Origin of the sequence: Pseudomonas parakoreensis (assembly GCF_021602155.1) — a bacterium.
Lineage (GTDB): Bacteria > Pseudomonadota > Gammaproteobacteria > Pseudomonadales > Pseudomonadaceae > Aquipseudomonas > Aquipseudomonas parakoreensis.
In genome coordinates, this window is the sequence record NZ_BQHY01000003.1 from 43773 (window position 1) to 56466 (window position 12694).

Annotated in this window: 9 protein-coding genes; all 9 read left to right on the top strand. The window is 55.4% G+C overall.

Annotated elements, in window-relative coordinates:
- Positions 1-8: 8 nt before the first annotated feature.
- The 9 genes from atpD (at position 9) to L6D63_RS05015 (ending at position 12552) form a co-directional block, all read left to right on the top strand.
- Positions 9-1385, top strand: coding sequence for a F0F1 ATP synthase subunit beta (gene atpD, locus L6D63_RS04975; protein ID WP_007954162.1), 1377 nt, complete (start codon positions 9-11; stop codon positions 1383-1385).
- Between the two features lie 45 nt (positions 1386-1430).
- Positions 1431-1856: a F0F1 ATP synthase subunit epsilon gene (locus tag L6D63_RS04980; RefSeq protein WP_007954164.1), complete on the top strand. Its 426-nt coding sequence runs from the start codon at positions 1431-1433 to the stop codon at positions 1854-1856.
- A 117-nt stretch (positions 1857-1973) separates the two neighbouring features.
- Positions 1974-3341 (top strand): bifunctional UDP-N-acetylglucosamine diphosphorylase/glucosamine-1-phosphate N-acetyltransferase GlmU, encoded by a 1368-nt coding sequence (gene glmU / locus L6D63_RS04985; protein ID WP_095667938.1) that lies wholly within the window; start codon positions 1974-1976, stop codon positions 3339-3341.
- A 157-nt stretch (positions 3342-3498) separates the two neighbouring features.
- Positions 3499-4275 carry a DeoR/GlpR family DNA-binding transcription regulator gene (locus L6D63_RS04990; protein WP_047297387.1) on the top strand — a complete coding sequence of 259 codons (777 nt, stop codon included), beginning with the start codon at positions 3499-3501 and terminating at the stop codon, positions 4273-4275.
- A gap of 2 nt (positions 4276-4277) precedes the next feature.
- Positions 4278-6110, top strand: a complete 1833-nt coding sequence (gene glmS, locus L6D63_RS04995) for a glutamine--fructose-6-phosphate transaminase (isomerizing) (protein WP_131670797.1) — start codon at positions 4278-4280, stop codon at positions 6108-6110.
- Positions 6111-6390: 280 nt separating this feature from the next.
- Positions 6391-7245, top strand: a complete 855-nt coding sequence (locus L6D63_RS05000) for a TnsA endonuclease N-terminal domain-containing protein (protein ID WP_045061250.1) — start codon at positions 6391-6393, stop codon at positions 7243-7245.
- Positions 7242-9410, top strand: coding sequence for a Mu transposase C-terminal domain-containing protein (locus L6D63_RS05005; protein WP_045061251.1), 2169 nt, complete (start codon positions 7242-7244; stop codon positions 9408-9410). Before L6D63_RS05000 ends, L6D63_RS05005 begins: the two co-directional genes overlap by 4 nt.
- A complete protein-coding gene (locus L6D63_RS05010; RefSeq protein WP_019816907.1) occupies positions 9407-10867 on the top strand; it encodes an ATP-binding protein in 1461 nt (486 codons plus the stop codon). The genes L6D63_RS05005 and L6D63_RS05010 overlap by 4 nt, the downstream gene beginning before the upstream one ends.
- A 17-nt stretch (positions 10868-10884) precedes the next feature.
- Positions 10885-12552: a TnsD family Tn7-like transposition protein gene (locus L6D63_RS05015; RefSeq protein WP_082060923.1), complete on the top strand. Its 1668-nt coding sequence runs from the start codon at positions 10885-10887 to the stop codon at positions 12550-12552.
- Positions 12553-12694 lie beyond the last annotated feature (142 nt).

Below are 12694 nucleotides of genomic sequence, written 5' to 3' on the forward strand. Positions count from 1 at the left end.
ATCCAGCTATGAGTAGCGGACGTATCGTTCAAATCATCGGCGCCGTTATCGACGTGGAATTCCCACGCGACAGCGTACCGAGCATCTACGACGCCTTGAAGGTTCAAGGCGCCGAAACCACTCTGGAAGTTCAGCAGCAGCTGGGCGACGGCGTGGTACGTACCATTGCGATGGGCTCGACCGAAGGCTTGAAGCGCGGTCTGGACGTCAACAACACTGGCGCAGCCATCTCCGTACCGGTCGGTAAAGCGACTCTGGGCCGGATCATGGACGTACTGGGCAACCCGATCGACGAAGCTGGCCCGATCGGCGAAGAAGAGCGCTGGGGTATCCACCGCGCCGCTCCTTCCTTCGCTGAACAAGCTGGCGGCAACGAGCTGCTGGAAACCGGCATCAAGGTTATCGACCTGGTTTGCCCGTTCGCCAAGGGCGGTAAAGTCGGTCTGTTCGGTGGTGCCGGTGTAGGCAAAACCGTAAACATGATGGAACTGATCCGTAACATCGCCATCGAGCACAGCGGTTATTCCGTGTTCGCCGGTGTGGGTGAGCGTACTCGTGAGGGTAACGACTTCTACCACGAGATGAAGGACTCCAACGTTCTGGACAAAGTGGCCCTGGTTTACGGTCAGATGAACGAGCCGCCGGGAAACCGTCTGCGCGTAGCACTGACCGGCCTGACCATGGCCGAGAAGTTCCGTGACGAAGGTAACGACGTTCTGCTGTTCGTCGACAACATCTATCGTTACACCCTGGCCGGTACTGAAGTATCCGCACTGCTGGGCCGTATGCCTTCGGCAGTAGGTTACCAGCCGACTCTGGCTGAAGAGATGGGCGTGCTGCAAGAGCGCATCACTTCGACCAAGCAAGGTTCGATTACTTCGATCCAGGCGGTATACGTACCTGCGGACGACTTGACTGACCCGTCGCCAGCGACCACCTTCGCCCACTTGGACGCCACAGTCGTTCTGTCCCGTGACATCGCTTCCCTGGGTATCTACCCAGCGGTAGACCCACTGGACTCGACTTCGCGTCAGCTGGATCCGAACGTGATCGGCAACGACCACTACGAAACCGCTCGCGGTGTTCAGTACGTGCTGCAGCGCTACAAAGAGCTGAAGGACATCATTGCGATCCTGGGTATGGACGAGCTGTCGGAAGCCGACAAGCAGTTGGTAAACCGTGCTCGTAAGATCCAGCGCTTCTTGTCGCAGCCGTTCTTCGTGGCTGAAGTCTTCACCGGTGCTTCGGGTAAATACGTTTCCCTGAAAGACACCATTGCTGGCTTCAAAGGCATCCTCAACGGTGACTACGACCACCTGCCAGAACAAGCGTTCTACATGGTTGGCGGCATCGAAGAAGCGATCGAGAAAGCCAAGAAACTGTAATCCCGGCGCCCGGCAACGGGCGCTAATTTAGGTTGAGGCAATCAGATGGCTATGACAGTCCATTGCGATATCGTCAGCGCGGAAGGGGAAATCTTTTCCGGCCTGGTCGAGATGGTGATTGCGCACGGTGCACTGGGTGATCTTGGTATCGCTCTGGGTCACGCGCCGCTGATCACTAATCTGAAGCCAGGTCCGATCCGCCTGATCAAGCAAGGCGGGGAAGCCGAGGTGTTCTACATCTCCGGTGGTTTCCTCGAGGTTCAGCCGAACATGGTCAAGGTGCTTGCCGATACCGTGCAACGTGCCGCCGACCTGGATGAAGCTCAGGCTCAAGCAGCCCTCAAGGCTGCCGAAGCTGCTCTGCATGAGAAGAGCGCAGATTTCGATTACGGAGCTGCGTCCGCACGTCTGGCCGAGGCTGCAGCTCAGCTGCGCACCGTCCAACAGATCCGCAAGAAGTTTGGCGGTTAATCCGTCAGCCACTTGTTGTGCGATTGATAAAAAAGGGTAGCCTCGGCTACCCTTTTTTCTTTTCCGATTTTTACAACCCGGTCGCAGTTGCTGACCGCCCAGGATTGGTAGCCAGTCATGTCTCTCGAAATCGTTATTCTCGCGGCCGGTCAAGGCACCCGTATGCGTTCGGCGTTGCCCAAAGTGCTGCACCCGGTTGCCGGCAACTCCATGCTTGGGCATGTTATCCACAGTGCACGGCAGCTCGATCCACAGCGCATTCATGTGGTGATCGGCCACGGTGCCGACGTGGTGCGCGAACGTCTGGCGGCTGACGACCTGAATTTCGTCCTGCAGGACAAGCAATTGGGCACTGGACATGCCACGGCTCAGGCGGTCCCGTTCATCAGTGCTGAAAACGTACTGATCCTTTACGGTGACGTGCCGTTGATCGAAGTCGAAACCCTGCAGCGTCTGCTCAAGCACGTCGTACCGGGGCAGATGGGCCTGCTGACCGTTGAGCTGGAAGACCCGACCGGTTACGGCCGCATCGTGCGCGGGGCTGACGGCAAGGTCGCTGCCATCGTCGAACACAAAGATGCCAGCGAAGCCCAGCGCGCGATCACTGAAGGCAACACCGGCATCCTCGCTGTCCCGGCCAATCGCCTGGCCGACTGGATGAGCCGCCTGTCAAACAACAACGCGCAAGGCGAGTACTACCTGACCGACGTGATCGAAATGGCGGTTGACGATGGTCTGGTGGTGGCCACCGAGCAGCCGCACGACCCGATGGAAGTGCAAGGCGCCAATGATCGCAAGCAACTGTCGGAACTGGAGCGGCATTACCAGTTGCGCGCCGGCCGCCGCCTGATGGCGCAAGGCGTGACCCTGCGAGATCCTGCGCGTTTCGATGTGCGGGGCGAAGTCACCGTCGGTCGCGATGTGCTGATCGACGTCAACGTGATTCTCGAAGGCAAGGTTGTCATCGAGGACGACGTGGTAATCGGCCCGAACTGCGTGATCAAGGACAGCACCCTGCGCAAAGGCGTGGTGATCAAAGCCAACAGCCACATCGAAGGTGCGGTGCTGGGTGAAGGCAGCGATGCCGGTCCGTTCGCCCGACTGCGTCCAGGCACGGTTCTGGAAGCGCGCGCGCATGTGGGTAACTTTGTCGAACTGAAAAACGCGCGCATGGGCGAGGGCGCCAAGGCCGGGCACCTGACCTACCTGGGCGACGCGGAAATCGGTGCACGCACCAACATTGGCGCCGGCACCATCACCTGTAACTACGATGGCGCCAACAAATGGAAAACCGTGTTGGGCGAGGATGTATTCATCGGCTCCAACAACTCGTTGGTCGCGCCTGTGGATATCTCGTCCGGGGCAACCACTGCGGCTGGCTCGACCATTACCCAGAATGTGGATAACGCGCAGTTGGCGGTGGGTCGGGCGCGGCAGAAGAATATCGATGGCTGGAAGCGGCCGGAGAAGATCAAGAAGAGCTGAGTTATCCACAGCTGCTTTTAGATCAAAAGATCGCAGCCTTCAGCAGCTCCTATAGAGGGTGCCGGGGGCTGCGATTTTTTATGGCCTGAGCTTGACGATTGAAGGGCAATAGGTTTTTATTGCTTCCGTTATCTTTCGAATCGAAACTTTAGCCGCCATGTCGAAACGCAACACGCCCCAACGCCGCCACAACATTCTCGCCTTGCTCAATGAGCAGGGCGAAGTCAGTGTGGATGAACTGGCCAAGCGCTTCGAAACTTCGGAAGTTACGATCCGCAAGGATCTGGCAGCACTTGAGAGCCATGGTCTGTTGCTGCGTCGTTACGGCGGGGCGATCACCATGCCGCAGGAGCTGGTCGCTGAACCCGGCCAGAGCGTTTCGAAATACAAACAGGCGATTGCCCGCGCTGCCGTCAAACGTATCCGCGAGCACGCCCGCATCATCATCGACAGCGGCAGTACCACCGCCGCCATGATCCCCGAGCTGGGCCAGCAGCCGGGTCTGGTCGTCATGACCAATTCCCTGCATGTCGCCAACGCTTTGAGCGAACTCGAGCACGAGCCGGTGCTGCTAATGACCGGCGGTACCTGGGATCCGCATTCGGAGTCCTTCCAGGGCCAGGTGGCCGAGCAGGTACTACGCTCTTACGACTTCGACCAGTTGTTTATCGGCGCCGATGGCATCGATCTGGTGCGCGGTACCACCACATTCAACGAGTTGCTCGGTTTGAGCCGGGTGATGGCGGAAGTGGCGCGGGAAGTGATCGTGATGGTCGAGGCCGACAAGATCGGCCGCAAAATCCCCAACCTGGAGCTGCCGTGGAGCAGCGTCCATACCCTCATTACCGATGATCGCCTGCCACAAGAGGCCCGCGATCAGATTCAGGCCCGCGGTATCACCGTGATTTGCGCGGCTGTCAGTCAGGAGAAATAAGCATGTGTGGAATTGTCGGCGCAGTTGCTGAACGTAATATCACCGCCATCCTGCTCGAAGGCCTCAAGCGCCTTGAATACCGCGGCTATGACAGCGCCGGCGTAGCGGTTTTCACCAACGACGCAAAGCTCGAGCGCATGCGTCGTCCGGGCAAGGTCAGCGAACTGGAAACCGCGCTGGCCGAACAGCCGCTGGCCGGCCGTCTCGGTATCGCCCACACCCGTTGGGCCACCCACGGTGCCCCTTGCGAACGTAACGCGCACCCGCATTTCTCCGGTGACATCGCCGTGGTGCACAACGGCATCATCGAAAACCACGAAGCCCTGCGTGAGCAACTCAAGGCGCTGGGTTATGTGTTCACCTCGGACACCGACACCGAAGTCATCGCGCACCTGCTGAGCCACAAACTCAAGGATCAGCCTGACCTGACCGTTGCGCTGAAAGCCACCGTCAAAGAGCTGCACGGCGCCTACGGTCTGGCCGTGATCAACGCACAGCAGCCGGATCGTCTGGTCGCCGCGCGCAGTGGCAGCCCGTTGGTGATTGGTCTGGGCCTGGGTGAGAACTTCCTCGCGTCCGACCAGTTGGCCCTGCGCCAGGTCACTGACCGCTTCATGTACCTGGAAGAAGGCGATATCGCCGAAATTCGCCGCGATACCGTGCAGATCTGGGACGTCAACGGCAACGCCGTCGAGCGCCAGACCGTGCAGTACAGCGATGGCGCCGAAGCCGCCGACAAGGGCGAATTCCGTCATTACATGCTCAAGGAAATCCACGAGCAACCGTCCGTAGTTCAGCGCACCCTCGAAGGTCGCCTGAGCAACAATCAGGTGCTGGTGCAGGCCTTCGGTCCACAGGCTGCCGAATTGTTCGCCAAAGTGCGCAATGTGCAGATCGTCGCCTGCGGTACCAGTTACCACGCCGGCATGGTCGCGCGTTACTGGCTCGAAGAACTGGCGGGTATCCCGTGCCAGGTCGAAGTCGCCAGCGAATTCCGCTACCGCAAGGTAGTGGTGCAGCCGGATACCCTGTTCGTCACCATCTCGCAGTCCGGCGAAACTGCCGACACCCTGGCCGCGCTGCGCAACGCCAAAGAGCTGGGCTTCCTGGCCAGCCTGGCAATCTGCAATGTGGGCATCAGTTCGCTGGTGCGTGAGTCCGACCTGACTTTGCTGACTCAGGCCGGTCGCGAAATCGGTGTGGCTTCGACCAAAGCGTTCACCACGCAACTGGTCGGTCTGTTGCTGCTGACCCTTTCGCTGGGTCAGGTACGCGGCACGCTGGGTAAAGACGTCGAGGCCACGCTGGTGGAAGAGTTGCGTCGCCTGCCGGCCCGTCTGGGCGAAGCGCTGGCCATGGACAGCACGGTGGAAAAAATCGCCGAACTGTTTGCCGAGAAGAATCACACCCTGTTCCTCGGCCGTGGTGCGCAGTTCCCGGTGGCGATGGAAGGTGCCTTGAAGCTCAAGGAAATCTCCTACATCCACGCCGAAGCCTACCCGGCCGGTGAACTGAAGCACGGCCCGCTGGCGCTTGTGGATAACGACATGCCGGTGGTCACCGTGGCGCCGAATAACGAACTGCTGGAGAAGCTCAAGTCCAACCTGCAGGAAGTCCGCGCCCGTGGTGGTGAACTGATCGTGTTCGCCGACGAGAAAGCCGGGATGACCAATGGCGAAGGCACCCACGTGGTGCAGATGCCGCACATCCACGACATCCTTTCGCCGATCTTGTACACCGTCCCGCTGCAACTGCTGTCGTACTACGTCGCCGTGCTCAAGGGCACCGACGTCGATCAGCCGCGCAACCTGGCGAAGTCGGTGACGGTGGAATAAGTTATCCACAGCTGACATTGACCTGGTTTTTAACAATAAAGATTGACACAAAACAATAAAGTTTGACACTGGCGAACATAGATTGACACAAGGCTCAAACCCCCGTATCTACGGGGGTTTTCCTTTCCAGGCTTTCCCTTTGGTCTGGAATCATCGCTTCAACTTTCAGCGGGTGTAGTCTAGAAAACGTTTTGTATACGGCCGCTTTGCCGGTCGTGTCCTTCTACGACTTTTTCTCGGCGCGAGGTGAAGCGGTCCGCATCGACTGAGGAGGCGTGGGTTGCGAGGTCGTAAGTTTGCATCACAGCAGGACATTGAACGGCACATTGCAAATGGATTTGGCGAAGGCGCCGGGGCAAGCTACGTGCCTTGGCTGCGGGTACAAGATGTCCCGTCGATAGGTCGTTCGCACAAGATTCAAGGCGTGAAGATCGAGAGGATTCATCACCTCCTGTCAGATCTCGAGCGTTCGTACTTCCTTGTGTGTGAATTTTCTGAAGACGTCGTGGATATACGGGAGCAATACCCTTTACTACCCACAGAGCGTGCGCAAGCGATAGCGTCGGCGATCGATGTACGCTATCCAAGATACCCTAGAACAACACTGCCTTATGTGATGACAACAGACTTCCTGTTAACTGTTAAGGACCCGAGCGGAAACTTCAAATCGGTAGCTAGGACGGTGAAGTATCGTTCCGATTTAATTGGCAATGGAAGTAAAAGAACGCTTGAAAAACTTGAAATTGAAAAGCGTTTTTGGGAAAGCCAAGGTGTTGATTGGAAAATCGTAACAGACGAGTTTTTTACACGAGATTTGATTAAAAATCTTGGACTAATCAGGAGGTACTCGAAGCTCTCTCGTGATTTAATGAAAGCGCCGTTGCATTCGAGTTTTATCGAGTGCCTTGTAAACAGCCGGGAATATTCGTGGACCTTGGCCACCTGTCTAAGAAAAATAGCATCACTTCTGTCCATTTCCTATATAGACGCTCAAGCAATTTTCTTTCATCTGGTTTGGAACAAGATACTGAAAATCGATTTGGTTAACACTCCTCTCCACCTTACTGGTCTAGTTCCTGGCTTCGAAGTTTCACCGGGCCCTGTCCAAGTATCGTTGAAGGAGAAATTATCATGACTGTTCTCGTTAATGACGTTTTCGAGCCTGTAACCGATCTGTCGGTCATTGCTACGATAGCCAGGCTCCTTTACCAGGATGAAACGCATGACTTAGCAGTTTTGATGGATCTAGCTGACCCACCCCGGCAGCCGTACGCGGTTGGTCTGGATGAGCTGCGTCGCTCGATAGCGTCTGGTCACACCAAACCAGCAGCCATCACCACGCCCGAGTTTATGCTTGTGCTTGAGGAACAGTTGGATGAGAGAGCCAAGCAAGGCCGGGACGAAAAGTGGGCCGTCATCGCCCCTCTATTAGATCCTGAATACCCGGGACAAATATTTGTACGAGGTGAGTTAGGCCGGCTTGTTAGCAGACGGGCGTCAGAGCTCGGAATCCAGCGGAAAACGATCTATCGGCTTCTTTACCGATATTGGTTTTATGGTCAAGTTCGCAACTCATTGCTTAATAATTATACGGCGGTAGGTGTTGCCGATAGAAAATATGATCCGAGCAGGCCACCAGGGCGAAAGCCTAAATTTCAAGGCGTTCTTACTTCGCCTTCCAAGATGCTCAGTGCAGTTGATAAACGATGCATCCGTGTTGGATATGCTCTTTATGTAAGAGATAAGAAATCATCTATTTCGAGCGCATATGACGAAATGTTGAGACGATTCTACTCTGTTCGAGACATCTCTAAAAACAGTGAAGAAGAGCTTCGTTTGTTGCCTGGTTCAGAACTCCCCAGCTTGAGGCAGTTCCAATATTGGGGACAGATTTTTTTCGACGAGATTGAAACCGAGCGTGGCCGTAAAGGGTTGAGGAGGTGGTTAAAGGATTGCCGTCCGCTTTCAGGTACCGTTCGAGATTGGCTGCGTGGACCCTGTCATCAGTTCGAAATCGACGCAACGATTGCCGATATTTATTTGGTCAACAGCTACTCTAGACGGATGCTCATTGGTCGGCCCGTTGTTTATATCGTAGTGGATAGTTTCTCCGGAATAATTGCTGGTCTCTATGTAGGATTGGAGGGCCCTAGTTGGAATGGGGCGAGACAAGCGCTGTTCAACGCGTTTACCTCCAAAGTCGAGTTCTGCGCTCAGAACGGCGTTGACATCAATGCAGATGATTGGAATTGTCACCACCTGCCCCACCAGATTTACGCCGACCGGGGAGAGATGCTGTCACTCGCAGCAGAGGGGTTATCCTCAGGGTTGGGAATTGAGATGGGCACTGCCCCACCTTATCGGCCTGATTGGAAGCCTATGGTAGAAAGTCGGTTTGGCATTTTGAATGATTTGACGGGTATCAGGTGGCTACCTGGCGGGGTAGCTGCGCGGGACAAAGAGCGCGGCGAGCGAGATTACCGGCTCGATGCCACGCTGAACCTCAAAGAGTTCACCCAAATCCTCATCAATTGCGTGCTCCACTATAACCGTCACCATCGACAGCCTGACCGACTGACTCAAGCGATGATGAATGACGGCGTAGAACCTACGCCTAACGGTATATGGAATTGGGCCTGCGACAACGACCTGATCGAATCCAACAAACGTCCCGACGAGCTGGTTTATCTCCACCTTTTACCGCGTGAGCGCGCGACCGTTCAAAAGGGCGGAGTGATGTTTCGCGGCATGCACTACGTGTGTGATATGGCCATAGAGAAAGATTGGTTTGCCAAGGCTCGCAAAGGGGGCGTTTGGTCAATAGAGTGTTGGTTCGATCCGAACTCTGCGGCACACATTTGGATTCAAGGAGAGGCCAAGCAGTTTATCCGTTGTGATCTTCGACGATCGGATGCCGGTTACGCGAATTATCGCTCGGACGAGATTTTTGATCTGCTCGAAGCCTATCGCCAAAAACCGCCTACTCGCCGTCGAGCTGAGCTGGAAAGCCGTGTGCAGCTTAGCGATCAGGTCCACCAGATCATCAGTCACGCGCTCGCAGAACGAAAACAGGAACCTGCTCCGCCTACTAAGGCAGAGGCCACTGGAAACATCCGCGAGAACCGCGCAGAAGAACGTCTCCGCGAGCGTGAAAATGCGGTTGTTCCTGAAGGCGTCAGGGTGGAGCCAGCTTCACTTCAATCTGAAACGACACAGAAAGCGCATGATTCATATGCCGGTGAGCGCACCGCTCAGGTTATCGATTTGCTCAAAAGAATTCGGCCAGGACAGGCAAAATGAAAGGTGCACAGACGTTTGCCAATTACGTCAGACAGGACATTAGTGAGTATGCGGGTAACCCGCTTATCGAAGCTTTGCCTCCGATATTGTCGGAGGCGGCGGCTGTTGAACTGATTTCGAACTTTCCTCAGCCGGTGGATCCGAAAGAGCTGACGCTCGAAGGAGCCACTCGAATTCACTGTATCGACAGGCTGAGAACCGTCGTACAGCCGTTCTTGCTACATCTGGAACTGGAGGCCCTGTTCTCACTGCTCATCCGTCGAGGGTATGTCGGGCGTAACCCGATGTCGCCCGCTACCGTCCGGCATTTGCATTCTTTATCGGGAGCTCAGCGTTACCACGATGCGTTCAAGTCCACTGCAGAAACGTTTACGGTCGTCGGCCTGAGCGGCATTGGCAAGTCAACGGCACTCCACGCCATCTTGAGCCTTTATCCACAGACAATCCGTCATGAGCGCTATGAGGGAAAGCAGTTTGTTCATACCCAAATCACATGGCTGAAGCTTGACTGCCCTCGGGATGGATCGCTGGCTGGATTTTGCCAGCAGTTTTTTTATGCGGTTGGAGACGCTCTAGGAGACAAGGACTACCACAAGCGCTACCGGCATCGAAACATCAATGATGCGCTGCAACAGATGGAGCAGGTGGCCAGCACGTTTTTCATCGGCGCCTTGTTGATCGACGAGCTGCAAAACCTCCACCTGGCGAAAACCGGTGGTAAGGAGAGCATGCTGAATTTTTTCCTGCACTTGGTAAACAACATCGGTATCCCGGTGGTTTTCAGTGGCACGAACTCGACGATTAGCCTGTTCTCAGAAGCCATGCGGACTGCCCGCCGAGTTTGTGGTGCTGGTACGCTCGAATTCAAACGATTCGAAAAGGATGATGAGGAGTGGCGGTTGTTGGTCGAAAATCTCTGGAGCTATCAGTGGTGCAAACAGACGGCTGAGCTGACCGACGAGATTTTTGACACGCTGTATGAGCACACTCAAGGCGTCACGGATTTCCTGGTCAAGCTGCTGGTATTGAGTCAGCGTTATGCGGTCCAGAGTGGCTCGGAGTGTTTGACTGCCGAGATCCTGGTGAAGGTAAGCAACTCAAAAATGCAGATTCTAAAGCCAGCCCTTTCAGCTCTGCGTAGCCGTGATCCGAAGCGGATGCGACAGTTTGACGATTTGCTGCCGATTGAGGATCAGCTGAGCGAAATGATGGTTTTCGATGGATTGGCACGAGAGGATCGCCTCACCTTGCTTCGAAGCGTTGTATCCCGTGAGAAGCCGGTAGACCCATCTCCGACCATTTTTGCGAAAGATCACCCATCGCCGATTGCTACTGCTGTGGAAAACTCAGAGGCTAAAGCGCTTAGCGAACATGACGCTCCCCTCGACGCTCTGCGCGCTGCGGGCTGGCTCAACGAGGACCTGTTTGAGTTCTCACCGATGTATCACAAAGCGTGAGTCGGAGGGGGGGTGAAGTGCAACTTAAACTCCATTTCTTCCCCGCCGCGTTTCCCGACGAGACGCTGCACAGCGTGATTTCTCGTTATGCCCGTCTTTGCGGTGTTCGTAATTGCCAAGCAGCATTTGCCGGACTGAAATCGGCGGCAGCTTTTTCGCAAAATGTGGCATTCCCGAGTCATTTAGGGGATTTTGTCGATGCGCTACCCAGCGGTACTGAGCTATCGGTAGCCGAGGTCCTCATGCGCCACACATTATTACCCTACTATGCGCCGTTTTTGAGGATGAGCCAGGTCGAACACGCTCGGACGCTGATGACCGCTGATGGGAAAGGCTTGATGTTGAAGCTGGGCGTCAACGCGAGCCGTATTGGATTCGCCTCCCGAGTGCGGTTATGCCCAGAATGTATCGCACAAGATCAGGCTCAACGGGGAGTCGCTTACTGGCACAGGGTCCACATGCTTCCAGGCGTGCTGGTATGTCCGCATCACGGTACGTCACTCAGGATCCTTGATCCTCGCTGGTCCAGCCGCAGCTCTCGACAACTCAATCTGCCCAATGATGAGAATGTGCAAGCACACACAGTACTTCTCGACACCCCGTTGCGGTGCATGCCACCGCTTCACGAAATAGCGTTGCGCTCACTTCAGGTCCTCGAGTCTGACGTCACTGCTTTGTCGGCGGAGGCGGTGCGCTTCACGCTTTTACACAGGGCAACGCAGCTCAACCTTGCTTCTGATAACCATCGCTTGCACCTGCACATGCTGGCGCAGCACATGGCCGATTTTTTTGCTGCACTCCCGCGAGAATGGGAGTTTTCTATACTCGGAGATGTTCGTGCAGGTACACCCGCCTCATGGGTCACGAAGCTGCTTCGTACGCCTATAACCTCTCACCATCCGCTCAAATACATTTTATTGGCCGGTGCTCTGGGCGTTGAAATGGTGAGCTTGCTTCATGGTCAATGCCCAGTGAAAGAGGCGGTGGCATGTGATCCGAAAGCTCACATTCGGCTTCACGCGCGCCTTTCTCCGGTGATGCCTGGTGAAGGCCTGGACTGTTCGTCAGCCGCTGTGTGGCAACATGCTCTTGAAGGAGCTGATGCCAAAAAGATCGCTGCCGTTCTAGGCGTTTCATCAGCGTATGTCTATCGTCACATCAGAAATGTACCCGGCGGGCAAGATGCTTGGAGGGAGGCACGATTTCACACTGAGCTATGCGCAAGACGCGCGGCTTTCGAGGCTGATTATCGATTTTACAAAGCACATGCATGCAGGGGGTATGCGTGGCTGTATCGCCACGATAAGCAGTGGCTTTCGGAGTCAACTGCAAACCCAAGCCCCCATCGTACGCCTCGTCTAAATAGCACCGAAATGTTCGCTGCCCTCGATGCGAGACTGGCCGGCGAAGTCCGTCAGTGTGCCGACGCGCTTTATGCTCTTGCGGGTAAGCCTGTCCGCATTTCGCGTACCAGGATAGGTCGGGAGCTTCATGTTCTTTCTCGCTTCGAAAAGCAGCTTTGCAAGCTTCCTCTGTGTGCAGCAATGCTCGAAAAAGTATGTGAACCAATCGAAGGCTTTCACGATAGGCGTCTGCGATGGGCTAGACGCCAATTGCTCTCAGAGGGCAAGGCTGTATCACGTTCTTCGCTCTACAGGGTCGCGAGCATTCGACCCATGCTGTAATCCAGCTGGGCATTCCCCCTCCATCTAAAAAGTTCTAAATCAATTCACCATAAACCCATTATTTTTCTGTTAATGAAAAAATTCCCCTCCAGAATAGGTCCGGCATACGCTGGATCATCACGATCAGCATGTAAACGTACTA

Coding starts and splice junctions, on each gene's coding strand:
- atpD (WP_007954162.1), top strand. CDS start 9: ATGAGTAGCGGACGTATCGTTCAAATCATCGGCGCCGTTATCGACGTG.
- L6D63_RS04980 (WP_007954164.1), top strand. CDS start 1,431: ATGGCTATGACAGTCCATTGCGATATCGTCAGCGCGGAAGGGGAAATC.
- glmU (WP_095667938.1), top strand. CDS start 1,974: ATGTCTCTCGAAATCGTTATTCTCGCGGCCGGTCAAGGCACCCGTATG.
- L6D63_RS04990 (WP_047297387.1), top strand. CDS start 3,499: ATGTCGAAACGCAACACGCCCCAACGCCGCCACAACATTCTCGCCTTG.
- glmS (WP_131670797.1), top strand. CDS start 4,278: ATGTGTGGAATTGTCGGCGCAGTTGCTGAACGTAATATCACCGCCATC.
- L6D63_RS05005 (WP_045061251.1), top strand. CDS start 7,242: ATGACTGTTCTCGTTAATGACGTTTTCGAGCCTGTAACCGATCTGTCG.
- L6D63_RS05010 (WP_019816907.1), top strand. CDS start 9,407: ATGAAAGGTGCACAGACGTTTGCCAATTACGTCAGACAGGACATTAGT.